Source organism: Pseudomonas sp. G5(2012) (genome assembly GCF_000408945.1).
In the GTDB taxonomy this organism is placed as follows: Bacteria; Pseudomonadota; Gammaproteobacteria; order Pseudomonadales; family Pseudomonadaceae; genus Aquipseudomonas; species Aquipseudomonas umsongensis.
In genome coordinates, this window is sequence record NZ_APIO01000031.1 from 1 (window position 1) to 17,754 (window position 17,754).

16 protein-coding genes are annotated in these 17,754 nt (G+C 60.2%); 10 read left to right on the plus strand and 6 right to left on the minus strand.

Features of this window, described 5'->3' with window-relative positions:
* Window positions 1-697: 697 nt before the first annotated feature.
* Together PG5_RS09655 and arfB are read left to right on the plus strand one after the other, a co-directional pair.
* Window positions 698-2,110: an amino acid permease gene (locus PG5_RS09655; RefSeq protein ID WP_020796927.1), complete on the plus strand. Its 1,413-nt coding sequence runs from the start codon at window positions 698-700 to the stop codon at window positions 2,108-2,110.
* A gap of 219 nt (window positions 2,111-2,329) precedes the next feature.
* A complete protein-coding gene (gene arfB, locus PG5_RS09660) occupies window positions 2,330-2,743 on the plus strand; it encodes an alternative ribosome rescue aminoacyl-tRNA hydrolase ArfB (protein WP_008055510.1) in 414 nt (137 codons plus the stop codon).
* Here the strand turns inward: arfB and PG5_RS09665 are convergent.
* From PG5_RS09665 to phhA, 6 genes are all read right to left on the minus strand, one after another.
* A complete protein-coding gene (locus PG5_RS09665; protein WP_020796928.1) occupies window positions 2,740-3,939 on the minus strand; it encodes an MFS transporter in 1,200 nt (399 codons plus the stop codon). The genes arfB and PG5_RS09665 overlap by 4 nt on opposite strands.
* Window positions 3,940-4,043: 104 nt before the next feature.
* A complete protein-coding gene (locus PG5_RS09670; protein WP_020796929.1) occupies window positions 4,044-4,226 on the minus strand; it encodes a hypothetical protein in 183 nt (60 codons plus the stop codon).
* Between the two features lie 72 nt (window positions 4,227-4,298).
* Window positions 4,299-4,430 (minus strand): hypothetical protein, encoded by a 132-nt coding sequence (locus PG5_RS34805; RefSeq protein ID WP_020796930.1) that lies wholly within the window; start codon window positions 4,428-4,430, stop codon window positions 4,299-4,301.
* Window positions 4,431-4,761: 331 nt separating this feature from the next.
* Window positions 4,762-5,955, minus strand: coding sequence for an amino acid aminotransferase (locus tag PG5_RS09675; protein ID WP_020796931.1), 1,194 nt, complete (start codon window positions 5,953-5,955; stop codon window positions 4,762-4,764).
* Window positions 5,955-6,311, minus strand: a complete 357-nt coding sequence (locus PG5_RS09680) for a 4a-hydroxytetrahydrobiopterin dehydratase (RefSeq protein ID WP_008055502.1) — start codon at window positions 6,309-6,311, stop codon at window positions 5,955-5,957. Before PG5_RS09680 ends, PG5_RS09675 begins: the two co-directional genes overlap by 1 nt.
* Before the next feature lie 104 nt (window positions 6,312-6,415).
* Window positions 6,416-7,207, minus strand: coding sequence for a phenylalanine 4-monooxygenase (phhA, locus tag PG5_RS09685; protein ID WP_020796932.1), 792 nt, complete (start codon window positions 7,205-7,207; stop codon window positions 6,416-6,418).
* Between the two features lie 277 nt (window positions 7,208-7,484).
* On the opposite strand from phhA, the gene PG5_RS09690 reads away from it, so the two are divergent.
* The 8 genes from PG5_RS09690 to PG5_RS09725 all read left to right on the plus strand — a co-directional run bounded on the left by PG5_RS09690 (window position 7,485) and on the right by PG5_RS09725 (window position 17,743).
* A complete protein-coding gene (locus PG5_RS09690) occupies window positions 7,485-9,044 on the plus strand; it encodes a sigma-54-dependent phenylalanine hydroxylase transcriptional regulator PhhR (protein WP_020796934.1) in 1,560 nt (519 codons plus the stop codon).
* Between the two features lie 322 nt (window positions 9,045-9,366).
* Window positions 9,367-10,107, plus strand: coding sequence for a flagellar basal body rod protein FlgF (locus tag PG5_RS09695; protein WP_020796936.1), 741 nt, complete (start codon window positions 9,367-9,369; stop codon window positions 10,105-10,107).
* Between the two features lie 45 nt (window positions 10,108-10,152).
* Window positions 10,153-10,938: a flagellar basal-body rod protein FlgG gene (flgG, locus tag PG5_RS09700; RefSeq protein ID WP_008055493.1), complete on the plus strand. Its 786-nt coding sequence runs from the start codon at window positions 10,153-10,155 to the stop codon at window positions 10,936-10,938.
* 52 nt (window positions 10,939-10,990) lie between these two features.
* Complete coding sequence (gene flgH, locus PG5_RS09705) at window positions 10,991-11,686, plus strand: flagellar basal body L-ring protein FlgH (RefSeq protein WP_020796937.1); 696 nt, start codon at window positions 10,991-10,993, stop codon at window positions 11,684-11,686.
* Between the two features lie 27 nt (window positions 11,687-11,713).
* Complete coding sequence (locus tag PG5_RS09710; protein WP_042955327.1) at window positions 11,714-12,802, plus strand: flagellar basal body P-ring protein FlgI; 1,089 nt, start codon at window positions 11,714-11,716, stop codon at window positions 12,800-12,802.
* Between the two features lie 11 nt (window positions 12,803-12,813).
* A complete protein-coding gene (flgJ, locus tag PG5_RS09715; RefSeq protein WP_020796939.1) occupies window positions 12,814-14,097 on the plus strand; it encodes a flagellar assembly peptidoglycan hydrolase FlgJ in 1,284 nt (427 codons plus the stop codon).
* A 17-nt stretch (window positions 14,098-14,114) separates the two neighbouring features.
* Window positions 14,115-16,139, plus strand: a complete 2,025-nt coding sequence (flgK, locus tag PG5_RS09720) for a flagellar hook-associated protein FlgK (RefSeq protein ID WP_020796940.1) — start codon at window positions 14,115-14,117, stop codon at window positions 16,137-16,139.
* 14 nt (window positions 16,140-16,153) lie between these two features.
* Complete coding sequence (locus tag PG5_RS09725) at window positions 16,154-17,743, plus strand: flagellar hook-associated protein 3 (RefSeq protein ID WP_020796941.1); 1,590 nt, start codon at window positions 16,154-16,156, stop codon at window positions 17,741-17,743.
* The last annotated feature ends 11 nt before the right edge of the window (window positions 17,744-17,754 follow it).

Here is a 17,754-nt window from a genome sequence, read left to right on the forward strand (position 1 = left end):
GAGCCTGCTCGCGAAAGCGCCAGTTGCAGCACCGAGGTGTCCGAAGTGGAAAGCCAAAATTACACGCTGTAAAGATTTCATGACGAAATCCACAGGTAAAACCCATGAAATCGCCTTTTTCTTGATCCCGTAAGAAAATGCTTACGCTTCATTCTCTCAGATCCTTCTTCCACCGCTCTATCCCGCTTGTTTCCCGATCCCATGCAAGGTGTCATGCGCGCCATGCCTGTCGTGCAGGTGCATAACAAAAAGGAGGCGCAATGACCGCCGCAATCCGTTTCCAGCTCTCATCGGGGGCCGGTTTTTACGCCGTCCCCGCCCGTGACCTGCAAAGGTCTGATGTCCTTTTTGCTGCCGCCCGATCGCTTCGGGGTGGACACATGCAATCCCGGCTACCGACACGCTGATCCAGCGGGGTCTGGCAGCAGGGGGTTACAGGTGTACAATGCGCCGCGTTTTACCTGTGACCTCCTGCGCATCTGCGCAAACCTCAAGGCTATCCGCCTTGTTCACTCCGCCGCGCCACAAGCGTGTCGGGTTCGATTTCGTCACAGATAAAAACAAACAGGTGACGCATGACCGTTGTAAATACGCTGAACTCCTGGTGCCTGCGCTGGGGTTTGATCGACGCTGCTTAACGTCCTTCTGAGTAGCAACGTCAACTGAATATCATCAAACCTTGCGTGAGACCCTTTTCATGAGTGGACAAAACTCGCATTCAGGCGAGCTGAAACGCGGCCTGAAAAATCGCCACATTCAACTGATTGCCCTCGGTGGCGCGATCGGTACCGGTCTGTTCCTCGGCTCGGCCGGGGTACTGAAATCCGCCGGGCCGTCGATGATCCTCGGCTACGCCATCTGCGGCTTCATCGCCTTCATGATCATGCGCCAGCTGGGCGAAATGATCGTCGAAGATCCGGTGGCCGGCTCCTTCAGCCATTTCGCGCACAAGTACTGGGGCGGCTTTGCCGGCTTCCTGTCGGGCTGGAACTGCTGGATCCTGTACATCCTGGTCGGCATGTCGGAGCTGACGGCGGTCGGCAAATACATCCACTACTGGGCGCCGGACATCCCGACCTGGGCCTCCGCAGCCGCTTTCTTTGTGCTGATCAACGCCATCAACCTGGCTAACGTCAAAGTCTTTGGCGAGGCCGAGTTCTGGTTCGCGATCATCAAGGTCGTGGCGATCGTCGGCATGATTGCCTTGGGTAGCTACCTGTTGGTGAGCGGTAATGGCGGCCCGCAAGCGGCGGTCAGCAACCTGTGGTCCCACGGCGGCTTCTTCCCAAATGGCGTCACCGGCCTGGTGATGGCCATGGCGTTCATCATGTTTTCCTTCGGCGGCCTGGAAATGCTCGGTTTCACCGCAGCCGAAGCCGACAAGCCGAAAACCGTGATCCCCAAAGCGATCAACCAGGTGATCTACCGCATCCTGATTTTCTACATCGGTGCGTTGGTGATCCTGCTGTCGTTGACCCCGTGGGACAGCCTGCTGACCACCCTGAACGCCTCCGGTGATTCCTACAGCGGCAGCCCGTTCGTGCAAGTGTTCTCGATGCTGGGCAGCAACACCGCTGCGCACATCCTCAACTTCGTGGTCCTGACCGCGGCCTTGTCGGTGTACAACAGCGGCACCTACTGCAACAGCCGCATGCTGCTGGGCATGGCCGAGCAGGGCGATGCGCCGAAAGCACTGGCGAAGATCGACAAGCGCGGCGTGCCGGTGCGTTCGATCCTGGCCTCGGCCGCCGTGACCCTGATCGCGGTACTGCTGAACTACCTGATCCCGCACAGCGCGCTTGAGTTGCTGATGTCGCTGGTAGTGGCCACGTTGGTGATCAACTGGGCGATGATCAGCTACTCGCACTTCAAGTTCCGCCAGCACATGAACAAGACCAAACAGACGCCGCTGTTCAAGGCCTTTTGGTATCCGTACGGCAACTACATCTGCCTGGCGTTCGTGTTGTTCATCCTTGGCGTGATGTTGTTGATTCCGGGGATCCAGACGTCGGTGTACGCGATTCCGGTGTGGCTGGTGTTCATGTGGGTCTGCTACGGCATCAAGAACAAGCGCCATGCACAGCGCGCCTTGCAAGCAGCCGTGGAGTAACGCTGCACAGAAACAACAAACCCGGCCATGTGCCGGGTTTGTTTTTTTCAGGGTTCACACAAGACCCTGTGGGAGCGAGCCTGCTCGCGAAGGGGCCCTGTCAGTTGACATCACTGTTGCCTGGCACGCCGCCTTCGCGAGCAGGCTCGCTCCCACAAGGTCCGTATTCCTCCCACCTATTCGCGGTATCCTGCACCCTCTGATTACGGACGCTTTTCCATGCTGGTGATTTCCAACAACGTGCATCTGCCGGATGCCGAGATCGAATTGACGGCCATTCGCGCCCAAGGGGCCGGTGGGCAGAACGTCAACAAGGTTTCCAGCGCAGTGCACCTGCGTTTCGACATTCCGGCCTCGTCCTTGCCCGAGTTCTACAAGGAGCGGCTGCTGGCGCTGCGCGACAGTCGCATCACCAGCGAAGGCGTGCTGATCATCAAGGCCCAGCAATACCGGACCCAGGAGCAGAACCGCGCCGACGCGCTGGAGCGTTTGGTCGAGTTGATCCAGAGCGCTACCAAGGTCGAGAAGAAACGCCGGCCGACCAAGCCGACCCTCGGCTCGAAAACTCGTCGGCTTGAATCCAAGAGCAAGCGCGGCAACATCAAGGCCGGGCGCGGCAAGGTGGATTTCTAGCCAGCGTCTCGCGCTTGTCGATGCCTTGGGGCTTGCCGATACAGGTAGATGCAGAGCATCAGACTGCTTAGCGCGGCAATGGCGGCGAACAGGAAGATCGAGGCGAAGCCGAATCCCGCCGCAATCGCACCGGCCAACGGCCCGGTGATCCCCAGTGACAAGTCGATGAACAGCGAATAGGCGCCGACCGCCGCACCACGACTGGAGGCCGGCACCAGGTTGACCGCTTCGACACCCAGTGCCGGGAACACCAGCGAGAAACCAAAACCGCTCAATGCCGCGCCCGCCAACGCCCAATGCGCATCGGGTGCCAGCCACAGCAGTAACAGGCCCAGGGTTTCCACCGACAGGCAGGCAATCGCCACGCGAAAACCGCCAAGGCGATTGATCAGGTTGCCAAACAGCAGGCGCGCACCGATGAAGCTCGCTCCGAACAGGCTCAGGCACAACACGGCGTTGTCCCAGTGCTGGGTGGCGTAATACAGAGTGATGAAGGTGGCGATGGTGCCAAAGCCAATCGAGCCCAGGGCGAGGCCGCAACCGTGGGGCAAGACCCGACCGAGCACGTGCATGAACGGCAAGCGTTCACCGACAACGATGGGCGCGGCGGTTTTCGGCCACGCCAGCAGCAGGCCAAGTACTGCCAGCAGCACAATGCTCACGCCCATGCTCCACAAGCCCATCTGCTTGACCAGCAACACGCCCAAGGGCGCGCCCACCGCCAATGCGCCGTAACTGGCGATGCCGTTCCATGAGATGACCTTGGCGGTGTTCGCCGCGCCGACCCGGCCGATGCCCCAGCCAATCGAGCCGGAACCCACCAGGCTTTCGGCGCTGCCGAGCACCAGGCGGCCGATCAGCAAACTGATCAGGCTGAGCATCGGCAGGCTTTGGGTCCAGGCCGATAGCAGCATGAACACGCCGCTCAAGCCACAGCCCGCCAGGCCATACATGACCGCCAGTTTGCTGCCCTTGTTGTCGATGATTTTCCCGGCGTAGGGGCGGCTGAGCAGGGTGGCCAGGTACTGCACGCTGATCACCAGCCCGGCGATTACGGCGCCAAAGCCCAGGTCGCTATGGACATAGCCTGGCAGTACCGCCAAGGGAATGCCGATGTTGAGGTAGCCGATGAAGGTAAACAGGACGATGGAAACGACTTGCAGCGTGACCGCCAGGGGGCGCTGTTGTTCAGGCATGGGTAAAGGTCCACGGGAAAGCAGGTTTAGATAGGCTGCTTATGATAGCGGCGCGAGTGGCTGCCGGTCGTGGAAAAAGTAAAACTATTTGCCGGACGGATAGATCAGGGCTTGGCAGGCGCTACCAGTTGCGTGGTGACCAGGGCGGCCAGGGCATTTTCTTCGCTGCCGAAGCGGGCGAGCAGGGCGGCTTGTTTTTCGGGGGAGAGGCGATTCCAGATTTCGATCATTTTCTCGGCGGTGCCGATCAGGACGCTGGCTTGGGCTTCGGAAAATTCGTCGGTCATGGAGGGCTCACTGTTCAGGCGGTGTGGAAAGCGCATGTTAGCGCTTTCCACACAGTCTGTACGGCGGGTGTGTCAGTCTTCGCTGTCAGCCTGGCGGCAGTCAGTGGCTTCTTTCGGCTCGGGCTGTTGGGCACCGGCTTGTTGCGTGGTCGTCTGCTCAGGTACGTGCAGGCTTGGGAAGGGGAGATTAGGAATCTCGTGCATGGTCGCGCTCCTCGCTAAGTCTGTTGATAGATCTGGTCGATCCGCGCTTTCAAAAAAGCCTTGGCAGGATACAGGAGTAAAAATGACAAATAGACTTTTATATCTATTTGTTTCGACGAATGGGATTGTCTAGACAGGTAGTGAAGAACGTGGCAGTCGATCGTTCCCACGCTCTGCGTGGGAATGCCTCCACGGACGCTCTGCGTTCGGCTTTGGATGGGACGCGGAGCGTCCCGGGCTGCATTCCCACGCGGAGCGTGGGAACGATCAGTGAAGGAGCGTCCCGGGCTGCATTCCCACGCGGAGTGTGGGAATGATCAGTGAAGGAGAGTTATTTGCAGACTTTCGCGATGGCTTCGGCCAACAGGTCAAGACGCGACGCATCGATCCCCGCCACGTTCGCCCTGCCCGAGCTGACCATGTACACGCTGTGGTTATCCCGCAGGTCTTTCACTTGTTCAGGTGACAGCCCGGTGTAGGAAAACATTCCGCGCTGCATGCCAATGTGCGCGAAGCGCTCACGCAAACCGTAGGCCTCCAGCGCTTCGAGCAAACCGCTGCGCAGTTGTGCAATGCGCAAGCGCATGGTTTCCACTTCGTCGGCCCAGAGGTTTTTCAGCTCCGGGTCGCCGAGGATGGTCGCCACCACGGCAGCGCCGTGATCGGGCGGCGTCGACCACAGGTTGCGGGCGATGTTGGCCAGTTGGCTGCGGATGTCGGTCAGCTTGTCCGCAGATTTCGCGCAGACAATCAGCGCCCCGGTGCGGTCGCGGTACAGGCCGAAGTTCTTCGAGCAGGAACTGGTGATCAGGACTTCCGGCAATTCGGCGGCAAACAGTCGAGTCGACCACGCGTCCTGCTCCAGGCCGTCGCCGAAGCCTTGGTAGGCGAAGTCGATCAGCGGCAGCAACTCGCGCCGACGCACCACCTCTAGCACCCGACGCCAGTCATCATGGGACAGATCGAAGCCGGTCGGGTTGTGGCAGCAGGCGTGCAGCAGTACCACGTCGCCCTTGGGGGCTTCATTGAGCACGGCAAGCATCGCATCGACGTCGAGACGGTTGTCGCTGCCCACGTACGGGTAATGGCTGACCTTGACCTTGGCCGCGGCGAAAATGGTTTCGTGGATCGGCCAGGTCGGATTGCTCAGCCAGACCCCACGGCCCGGCAGGCACTGGGCGATGAAGTCGGCGCTCAAGCGCAACGCCCCGGTGCCGCCCGGGGTCTGGGTGGCGCCGGCGCGCTGTTCGGCGATCAGCTTCGAGTCGGCGCCGAGCACCAACTCGTTGATGACTTTGCCAAAAGCCGGGTCGCCATGACCGCCGATGTAGGTCTTGGTGGTCTGGCGATCCACCAGTCGCGCCTCAGCGAGTTTCACGGCCTGGGGAATCGAGGTCAGGCCCTGGGCGTCTTTATAGACACCCACGCCAAGGTCGAATTTGCGCGGGTTTGGGTCCTGCGCATAGGCCTCCATCAGGCCGAGGATCGGGTCGCCGGGCACCCGGCCGATGGCGTCGAAATGCATTACTTGCGGCCCTCGGCGTCCTTGGCCACTTCGTCTGTGCGCGCCGCCATGATGAAGTCGTTGCGGTGCAGGCCCTTGATCGAATGGCTCCACCAGGTCACGGTGACTTTGCCCCACTCGGTCAGCAGGCCAGGGTGATGGCCTTCGGCCTCGGAGATTTCACCGACGGCGTTGGTGAACGCCAGGGCGTGCTTGAAGTTCTTGAACAGGAAAACCTTTTCCAGCTGCATGATGCCGTCGCGAACTTCGATGTTCCAGTCGGGGATCTGCTTGATCAGGATCGGCAGTTCTTCGTCGCTGACTTGTGGGGCGTCGGCGCGGCAGGCTTCGCAGTGGGCTTGGGTTAATGCGGTCATGATGGGTTCCTGAAATCGTATTATTGGAATTCGGCCGTCAATGTCACCACGCTAAAGCAAAGCGTCGGTTCCGGACAGGCTCACTTGATGCTAAAAGCTGCGGATCACGCGGCTTTTGGTTTTGGCGGAAATTTTGGCGCGTGCAGACCCATCTGCATCGCTTGCTTGACCATGCCCATGATGTCTTCGTGGGCCAGGTCGAACAGGCGCTTGAGGTTCGGCAGCACAAAATACAGCGGTTGCAGAATGTCGATCCGGTAAGGCGTGCGCATGCACTCCAGCGGATCGAATGCCTGGCGCTCAGGCTCATCCGACAGGCAATACACGGTTTCCTTGGGCGAAGAAAGGATGCCGCCACCGTAGATGCGCTGGCCTTGCGGGGTGTCGAGCAGACCGAATTCGATCGTCATCCAGTACAGGCGCGCCAGGTACACGCGCTCTTCTTTGGAAGCCTGCAGCCCAAGTTTGCCGTAGGTGTGGGTGAATTCAGCGAACCAGGGGTTGGTCAGCAAAGGGCAGTGGCCGAAAATCTCGTGGAAAATGTCCGGCTCTTGCAGGTAATCCAGCTCTTCGCGGGTTCGAATGAAGGTAGCCACTGGAAACTGCTTGCTGGCGAGCAACTCAAAAAAGGTCTGGAAGGGAATCAGCGCCGGAACGCGGGCGACTTGCCAGCCGGTGGTTTCACCGAGGACCTTGTTGATCTCGCCCAGTTGCGGAATGCGGTCGTGGGGCAGACCGAGTTTTTCGATACCGTCCAGGTATTCCTGGCACGCACGCCCTTCGATCACTTTCAGTTGGCGAGTGATCAGCGTGTTCCACACCGCGTGTTCTTCAGCGGTGTAGTCGATAAAACCTTGCGCATCGGGCTCACGAGCCACGTATTGCGTCTGCTTCATGCTGCTCTCCTGCTAGGGGATTCGTTCTTGTTATGTACTGCTTTGGACCTAGGAATACCCCAACAATTGCTTCGATGCAGCCGGTGGAACGCGTCCTGTGCGGGAAATTCACGGTCAATTCGTAAAGTTTTCGTTACGTATTGGGCGTCATCGCGTAGATGTTGAGATTGGCGGGTAGGAAAAGCCCTTCACCTGTCACATAATCTTGACGACAAAGTGAGCGTTCCTGCAGAAAAAATCCTGCGAGGGGCCTCTTCATCACTGTCCAGGCCTCTATATGCGTATCAAAGTCCACTGCCAGAACCGCATCGGCATCCTGCGCGACATTCTCAACCTGTTGGTCGAGTACGGCATCAACGTCGCTCGGGGCGAAGTGGGGGGCGAGCATGGCAATGCCATTTACCTGCACTGTCCGAACCTGATCAATATCCAGTTCCAGGCGCTGCGTCCGAAATTCGAAGCGATTGCCGGGGTGTTCGGTGTCAAGCGCGTAGGGCTGATGCCCAGTGAGCGTCGGCACATGGAGCTCAATGCGTTGCTCGGCGCGCTGGAGTTTCCGGTGCTGTCGATCGACATGGGCGGTTCGATCGTCGCGGCCAACCGCGCGGCGGCGCAGTTGCTGGGCGTGCGGGTGGATGAAGTGCCGGGGATTCCCTTGTCGCGTTACGCCGAGGATTTCGACTTGCCGGAGCTGGTGCGCGCCAACAAATCGCGGATCAACGGACTGCGGGTCAAGGTCAAGGGCGATGTGTTCCTGGCCGACATCGCGCCCCTGCAATCGGAGCATGACGACAGCGAAGCCATGGCCGGGGCGGTGTTGACCCTGCACCGTGCCGACCGGGTGGGCGAGCGCATCTATAACGTGCGCAAGCAGGAGTTGCGCGGCTTCGACAGCATCTTTCAAAGCTCGAAGGTGATGGCGGCAGTGGTGCGCGAAGCCCGGCGCATGGCACCACTCGATGCACCGCTATTGATAGAAGGCGAAACCGGTACCGGTAAAGAGCTGTTGGCACGCGCCTGCCACCTGGCCAGCCCGCGTGGGCAATCGCCGCTGATGGCGCTCAATTGCGCCGGCCTGCCGGAGTCCATGGCCGAGACCGAGTTGTTCGGCTATGGCCCTGGTGCCTTCGAGGGCGCCCGGGCCGAGGGTAAGCTCGGCCTGTTGGAATTGACGGCCGGCGGTACGTTGTTTCTCGATGGTGTCGGGGAAATGAGCCCGCGGTTGCAGGTGAAACTGCTGCGTTTCCTACAGGATGGCTGCTTCCGTCGCGTCGGCAGCGATGAGGAGGTTTACCTCGATGTGCGGGTGATTTGCGCGACCCAGGTCGACCTGTCCGAACTCTGTGCCCGCGGCGAGTTTCGCCAGGACCTGTATCACCGTTTGAACGTGCTGTCGTTGCACATCCCGCCGCTGCGAGAATGCCTCGACGGCCTGACGCCGCTGGTGGAGCACTTTCTCGATCAGGCCAGCCGGCAGATCGGTTGCCCGCTGCCGAAACTCGCACCCGCGGCCATGGACCGGCTGAGCCATTACCATTGGCCGGGTAACGTACGGCAACTGGAAAACGTGCTGTTCCAGGCGGTCTCCCTGTGCGATGGCGGGACGGTCAAGGCCGAGCATATTCGTCTGCCGGATTATGGCGTGCGTCAGCCACTTGGCGACTTTTCGCTGGAGGGTGGGCTGGACGAGATTGTCGGGCGCTTTGAGAAAGCGGTGCTGGAGCGTTTGTATTCCGAGCATCCGAGCAGTCGGCAACTGGGTAAAAGGCTGGGGGTTTCGCATACCACCATTGCCAACAAGTTGCGTGATTATGAGGTGGGCAAGACAGAGTCCTAGCTGATTTTTGCGGTGATAGCGCACGCCTCTTCGCGAGCAGGCTCGCTCCCACAGGGGATCTTCAGTGCGCCGCAGATCCAATGTGGGAGCGAGCCTGCTCGCGAAGGCGGCGGTGGCCATCGCCCAAGGCCAAGCCTTGCCACCCACCGGCACGACACCGCCGGTTTTTCGTCTCTGACACAATCCCCCGTTTCCCTATAAATACCCTCAAGTCCTTTATTTGCCGGGCTTCGCGCCACCAAAAACAACTTGGTCTGCAAATTGCTTATGCCACGTCAGTACAGCATCGGGCGGCAAACGTCCGGCAGGCAGAGGAAAGCGTGTGGACAAGTACCTTTATGTGGCAATGACCGGTGCCAGCCAGAATGCGCTGGCGCAAAAGGCTCATGCCAACAACCTGGCGAACATCTCTACCAGCGGCTTCCAGAAAGACCTGGAGCAGGCCCGCTCGATGCCGGTGTTCGGCGACAGCTTTCCGGCGCGCGCGTTTGCCTTGTCCGAGCGCCCGGCTACCGACTTTACCCCTGGCTCCCTGGTACAGACCGGGCGCGACCTGGATGTCGCCGTGCAGGGCAGTGGCTGGCTGGCGGTGCAGAACCCCGATGGCGGCGAAAGCTACGTGCGTACCGGCAGCCTGGTGGTGGACGCCTTGGGCGTACTGCGCGCTGGCAATGGCATGCCGGTGATCGGCAATGGCGGACCGATTGCCGTGCCGCCCGAACAGCAGATCGAAGTCGGCGAGGACGGCACCATCAGCATCCGGGCGATGGGCGAAGGCCCGCGCGTCATGGCCGAAGTCGATCGCATCAAGCTGGTCAACCCGGACATCAAGAACATGACCAAGGGCCTGGACGGTTCGATCCACACCAAGGACGGTGCACCTGCGCAAGCCGATGCCGGGGTCAAGCTGGTGTCCGGTTTCCTTGAGTCGAGCAACGTCAATGCCGTGGACGAGATGACCCAGGTGCTGGCCCTGTCGAAGCAGTTCGAGCTGCACATCAAGATGATGAACACCGCCAAAGAAGACGACCAGGCCATGGCTCGGGTCTTGCAGATCAGCTAATTACCAGAACGTCGCGCCGTAAAACAGGCGCACGAGGAGAATCGAATGCTTCCGGCTCTATGGGTTGCCAAAACCGGTCTGTCCGCCCAGGACACCAACCTGACCACCATTTCCAACAACCTGGCCAACGTGTCGACCACGGGTTTCAAGCGTGACCGCGCCGAGTTCCAGGACTTGCTGTACCAGATCAAGCGTCAGCCAGGCGCCCAGTCGACCCAGGACAGCGAACTGCCATCGGGCCTGCAACTGGGTACCGGTGTGCGCATTGTCGGTACCCAGAAAAACTTCAACGCCGGCAGCCTGCAAACCACCGAGCAACCCCTGGACATGGCCATCGACGGTCGCGGCTTCTTCCAGATCCTGCAGCCGGACGGCACCACGTCCTACACCCGTGACGGTACTTTCCACCTGGACTCCAACGGCCAGATCGTCAACGCCAGCGGCTTTGCCCTGGAGCCGGCGATCGTCATTCCGAACGACGCCCAGACCTTCACCGTGGGCAAGGACGGCACCGTGTCCATCACCGTCGCCGGCAACCCGGCTTCCCAGGTGATCGGCAACCTGCAGACCGCCGACTTCATCAACCCGGCCGGCTTGCAAGCGGTGGGCAACAACCTGTTCCTGGAAACCGCCGCCAGTGGCGCGCCGCAAGTTGGCACCCCGGGCCTCGCCGGTTTCGGCACCACGCTGCAGAACACCCTGGAAACTTCCAACGTCAGCACCGTTGAAGAGATGGTCAACATGATCACCACCCAACGCGCCTACGAGATGAACTCCAAGGTGATCTCCACCGCCGACCAGATGCTCTCGTTCGTAACGCAGAATCTGTAATCAAGTCTATGAGGCGGCCGTGCGGCCGCCTGCAGCACCGTGAGGTAGGGTCATGAAACGCTTCGTCTCTGTTCTGGCATTGAGTGGGATTACCGCGCTCGCAGGCTGCGTGCCCGTGTCGCCCAAGCCCAATGACCCTTACTACGCCCCGGTGTTGCCGCGCACGCCGTTGCCGGCTGCCGCCAACAACGGTTCGATCTACCAGGCCGGTTTCGAGCAGAACCTGTACAGCGACCGCAAGGCGTTCCGGGTCGGTGACATCATCACCATCACCCTGAACGAGAAGACCCAGGCGAGTAAAAACGCCAACTCGCAAATTGGCAAAAACAGCAAGACCGGCATCGGCCTGACCTCGCTGTTCGGTAGCAGCGCAACCACCAACAACCCGTTCGGCGATGGCGACCTGAGCCTGAGCGCCAGCTATGAAGGTGACCGCGCGACCAAGGGCGACAGCAAGGCCGGGCAGGGCAACAGCCTGACCGGTTCGATCACCGTGACGGTGGCGGATGTCTTGCCCAACGGCATCATCGCCGTGCGTGGCGAGAAGTGGCTGACCCTCAACACCGGTGACGAACTGGTACGGATTGCCGGCCTGGTGCGCGCCGATGACATTGCCACCGACAACACCGTGTCGTCGACCCGCGTCGCCGATGCACGCATCACCTACTCGGGCACCGGTTCCTTTGCCGATGCGAGTCAGCCAGGCTGGTTCGACCGTTTCTTCCTCAGCCCGCTGTTCCCTTTCTAGGTGGTCACCTTGCATTTCAAAAGCCTCATGGTGGCCGCATTGTTGATGTCTGCGGCCTTCAACGCTCAAGCCGAGCGCCTGAAGGACATCGCCAGCATTTCCGGCGTGCGCACCAACCAATTGATCGGTTACGGCCTGGTGGTCGGGCTTAACGGCACTGGCGACCAGACGACGCAAACCCCATTCACCTTGCAGACCTTCAACAACATGCTCTCGCAGTTCGGCATCAAAGTGCCGCCGGGTTCGGGCAACGTGCAGTTGAAGAACGTCGCGGCAGTCTCGATCAGTGCCGACTTACCGGCCTTCGCCAAGCCAGGTCAGCAGATCGACATCACCGTGGCCTCCATCGGTAACTCCAAGAGCCTGCGCGGCGGCACCTTGCTGCTGACGCCGCTCAAGGGGATCGACGGCAACGTCTATGCGGTGGCCCAGGGCAACCTGGTAGTCGGCGGTTTCGATGCCGAAGGTCGCGACGGCTCGAAGATCACGGTCAACGTGCCGTCGGCCGGTCGCATCCCCGGCGGTGCCTCGGTCGAGCGCGCCGTGCCGAGCGGTTTCAACCAGGGCAACAGCCTGACCCTGAACCTCAACCGTTCCGACTTCACCACGGCCAAGCGCATCGTCGACAAGATCAACGACATGCTCGGCCCTGGCGTGGCCCAGGCCATCGACGGCGGATCGGTGCGCGTCACCGCGCCGCTGGACCCAAGCCAGCGTGTCGATTACCTGTCGATCCTGGAAAACCTCGAGATCGATCCGGGGCAGGCGGTGGCCAAGGTCATCATCAACTCGCGCACCGGCACCATCGTGATTGGCCAGAACGTCAAGGTTTCGCCGGCCGCCGTCACCCACGGCAGCTTGACCGTGACCATTACCGAAGACCCTATCGTCAGCCAGCCAGGTCCGCTGTCCAATGGCCAGACGGCCGTCGTGCCGCGCTCGCGGGTCAACGCCGAGCAGGAAGCCAAGCCGATGTTCAAGTTCGGCCCGGGCACCACCCTCGACGAAATCGTGCGTGCGGTGAACCAGGTCGGCGCGGCACCGGGCGACCTGATGGCGATTCTTGAAGCACTGAAACAGGCTGGCGCCTTGCAAGCCGACCTGATCGTGATCTGAGGACGGCGACCATGGACATGAACAAGAGCGGTCGGGTCAGCAGCAGCGATTCCGGTGCTTTTTCCGACCTGAACCGGCTGAACCAGCTCAAGGTCGGCGACAAGAACAGCGACGCCAACATGCGCAAGGTGGCGCAGGAGTTCGAGTCGCTGTTCCTTGGCGAGATGCTCAAGTCGATGCGCTCGGCCACCGAATCGTTGGGCAAGGACAACCCGATGAACACCGCCGAAGCCAAGCAGTACCAGGAAATGTACGACCAGCAACTGGCGGTTTCGATGTCCCGCGAGGGTGGCGGTATCGGCCTGGCGGATGTGCTGATGCGCCAGATGTCGAAGAACAAGCCGCTGGCGCCGGGTGAGGCGGCAACGCTGTCCGCCGCCAAGCAAGAGGCCGCGAAAGCCGCTGCGCAAACCCCGGTGGCCGCCGGCACGACGGCGCTCCATGGGCCGCTGTCGCGGGTCAATGGCGAACGTCCATTGTGGGCTTCACGTTCGGTCAGCGCACCGAGCGGCGAGGGCGCGCACCGCAATGACATGGCGCTGATCAATCAGCGCCGGCTGGCGCTGCCGCCGAAACTGGCCGATCGCTTGCTCGCGGGCCTGGTGCCTTCCGCCACGCCAACCAATGCTGGGGTGGTCAACAAGGCGCCATTGCCTGAGCGCGTCGCAAGCAGCGGTTCCGGACCCTTGTACAACGGCGACTGGCTGGCCAATGCCCAGGCAGCTGAGAGCGGGTCCCTGCAGATTCACGGGCGCGCCATCGCACAAATCCCCTTGGCGCCAGCGAAAAAAGCCTTCAGCAGCGCCGACGAATTCGTTAGCACCATGCTGCCGATGGCCAAGGAAGCGGCCGACCGCATTGGCGTCGATCCGCGCTACCTGGTGGCCCAGGCCGCCCTGGAAACCGGCTGGGGCAAATCGGTCATGCGCGCCCAGGATGGCAGCAGCAGCCACAACCTGTTCGGCATCAAGGCCGGCAGCAGTTGGAAGGGTGATTCGGCACGGGCGATCACCAGCGAATTCAGGAACGGCGAGATGGTCAAGGAGACGGCCGAGTTCCGTTCCTACGACTCCTACAAGGACAGCTTCCATGACCTTGTCACGCTGCTGCAAACCAATAATCGCTATCAAGATGTAGTGAAGTCGGCCGATAACCCGGAACAGTTTGTGCGCGAGCTGCAAAAGGCCGGTTACGCAACCGACCCGGCTTACGCCAGCAAGATTTCGCAGATAGCCAGGCAGATGACGAGTTATCAGAACTACGCTGCGGCGGGCGTTTCCACAACGCCTTTATAGACATAAGGGTCTGAACCATGAGTTTGCTCAACATCGGAATGTCGGGGCTCAATGCCAGCCAGGTTTCACTGGCGACCGTCGGCAACAACATTGCCAATGCCAACACGGCCGGCTATTCACGTCAGCAGACCACTCAGGTGAGCAACGCGTCGAACCTGTATGGCGGCGTGTTCATCGGCAGCGGTACAACCCTGGCCGATGTGCGTCGGGTCTATAACGCCTACCTCGATAACCAGTTGCAGACCTCCACGTCGTTGAGCAGTGACGCCAACGCCTACCTCGATCAGGTGAACCCGCTCGACAAGCTCTTCTCCGACAAGAACACGGGGATCAGTGCGGTGTTGAGCAGCTTCTTCACTTCGGTCCAGACGGCCGCCGGTACACCGAGCGACACCGCCGCCCGGCAACTGCTGCTGACCAATGCGCAAACCCTGAGTAATCGCTTCAACGCCCTGGCGTCGCAGATGACGCAGCAGAACGAAGGGATCAACAGCCAGTTGACGACCTTGACCGGGCAGGTCAACCAGCTGACGGCGTCGATCGCTTCGTTGAACCAGCAGATTGCCCAGGCCAGCACTTCTTCCGGCAGTGGCCCGAGCAACTTGCTCGATGCGCGCAATGAAGCGGTGCGCTCGCTCAACGAGTTGGTGGGTGTCACGGTCCAGGAACAGAACGGCAGTTACAACGTCTCCCTGGGGAACGGCCAGCCCCTGGTGCTGGGCAACACCTCCAACACCCTCTCGACCGCCCGCACCGGCATCGACAAAAGCCAGCTGAATATCCAGCTCAACTCGCCGTCTAAAACCAGTGACGTCACCTCGGTCATCAGCGGCGGCAAGATTGGCGGCCTGCTGCGTTATCGCGACGATGTGCTGGTGCCGGCGCAGAACGACCTGGGCCGCACCGCCCTGGTGATGGCTGACAAGATCAATAGCCAATTGGGCCAAGGGCTCGATGCCAATGGCGAGTTTGGTGCTTCGCTGTTCTCCAACATCAACAGTGCCACCGCGATCAGCCAGCGCAGCCTGGGGGCGTCGAACAACAGTACCGGTTCGGGCAATCTGGATGTCACGATCACCAATTCCAGCGCACTGACCACCTTCGATTATTCGGTCACCTTCACTGCGGCCGACAAGTACACGGTCAAGCGTTCCGACGGCAAGGACATGGGCTCTTTCGACCTGTCCCCGGCAGCAGAAATCGATGGTTTCAAGCTGGATCTGAACGGTGGTGGTCTCAGCGCGGGTGATTCGTTCAAGGTGACGCCGACTCGCAACGCCGCGAGTTCCATCAAGACCCAGATGACCGACTCGAACAAGCTCGCGTTTGCCGGCCCGCTGGCTGCCACCGGCAGCACGAGCAATGGCGGCACCGGCGCATTGACCCCTCCAGTGCTGTCCACGCCGTTGGATATCTATGGCGGTGCCGATCTGGCAGCCTTGCAGGCAGGTATCAAGGACTCGATGCCAGTGACCCTGGCCTTCAAGGATGCGGCGGGTGGCAGTCAAGCCTACGAAGTGTTCAACGCGAAAGGGCAGAGCATCGGCACGGGCACCATCGTGCCTGGCCAAAGCAATGACCTGACCATCAATGTGCCGATGCTTGATGCCTCAGGCGCACCGATCCCCGGAAAGTCGTTTTCGTTCAACACCACGGTCAGTGGCTCGCCGTCGAAGAATGACAAGTACGAAATCGCGTTCAACGCAGACGGCAAGAAGGACAACAGCAACGCCAACGAGCTGTTGGCTTTGCAAACCAAGGCAACGGTGGGTGTGACGGGCGGCAACGCCGGGATGAGCATGACCACCGCCTACAGCCGCCTGGTCGAACAGGTGGGTGCCAAGGCCAGCCAGGCCCTGGGTGACAGCACCGCCAGTGGCGCGATCCTGTCCCGGGCCAAATCCGAAGTCGCGTCGGTGTCCCAGGTCAACCTGGACGACGAAGCCGCCGACCTCTTGAAGTTCCAGCAGTACTACACCGCGTCGTCGCAGATTATCAAGGCCGCGCAAGAAACCTTCAGCACGCTGATCAACAGTCTTTAAGGGAGTCTTCGACGATGCGAATTTCTACAGCCCAGTACTTTGAGACGAGTGCGGCCAAGTACCAGAACAACTTCTCCTCGATTGTGAAGACTCAGGAGCAGATCACGTCGGGCGTGCGCATCCAGAGTGCTGGTGATGATCCTGTTGGCGCTGCAAAGTTGCTGATGTTGCAGCAGCAGAAAGACTTGTTGGGGCAGTACAGCACCAACATGGGCAGTATCAAGAGTTCGCTGACCAACCAGGAAAGCGTGCTTGAAAGCATTAACACCGCGTTGCAGCGTGGTCGCGAGTTGGCGCTTCAGGCGGGTAATGGTGGTTACAGTGATGCTGATCGAAAATCCATTGCCAGCGAGATAGGTGAGATTGAGCAGCAAGTACTGGGTTTGCTCAACAGCAAGGATTCGTCGGGCAACTACATGTTTTCTGGCTCGAAAACCTCTATACCACCCTATGTGCGTAACAACGATGGCACCTACACCTACCAGGGTGATGACACACAGTTGAGCCTGCAGGTGTCGGACACCTTGTCCATGGCCAGCAACGATACCGGTAAAAGCATCCTTGAGTCGGCGACGAACTCGGGGCGTACCCAGGCAGTCCTCGATCCGTCGAAGCCCAATGACGGTACCGTTTCCGTGTCTGCCGGCCTGGTGCAGTCGAATGCGACCTACATCAAGAAATTTGCCGCGGGAGAGCCCTACGAGCTGAGGTTTGTAGACAGTACTCATTACACTATCGCGGACAAGGACGGTAACGATGTCACGAGCGAGGTGCCTGGAAATGGCACGTTCGACTCAAGTAAAGAGGGTGGCTCGACCATCAGTCTGCGGGGGGTGGAGTTCGACATCTCGTTGCGACTCAAGGCGCCTGTGGATCCTGCGACCACGCTGCCAATGACCCCTGATCAAGAGGTCAAGGACCACATCTTTTCGCTGGGCACCAAGCCTGACAGCTTCAATGCATCGCGGACCTCGAGCAACGGTTCGACGGCCCAGATCACCGGGTCCGGCGTCGCTAACCAGGCAGACTACGTCAACGGGTTTCCCAACAGCGGGGTGGTGATCAAATTCACCGATGCCAGCAATTATCAGGTCTATGCCCAGCCAATGAGTGCAGACAGCAAGGCGATTGGTGGGGGTGTACTGGCGGGAGGGTCGATCACGGTCGCGGGCGTGAAGCTTGATTTTACCGGTGCCCCGCAAGCGGACGATCAGTTCGTGGTGGGTGCGAGTAGTCACCAAACGCAAAGTGCCCTGGATACCTTGAGCCAGTTGCGTCAAGCATTGGAAACGCCCGCCGATGGCAATGATCTGGCACAGATCAAGCTGAAGGACTCGGTGAATGCGGCGATCAGTAACCTTTCCAATGCCAGTGAGCAGGTCGATAACGTTCGAGGAGCGATAGGGGCGCGATTGAACGCCATTGAAATCCAGAGCGCCGAAAACGTCAGTATGGGCCTGGCTAACACCAGTACCCAGGCGGCTATTGGTGATACGGATGTCGCAACGGCATCCATCGACTTGGCGTTCCAGCAATCGCTGTTGCAGGCCTCGCAACTGTCCTTCGTCAAAATTGCCCAGTTGAGCCTGTTCAACAAGCTTTGATCTCTTCTCTA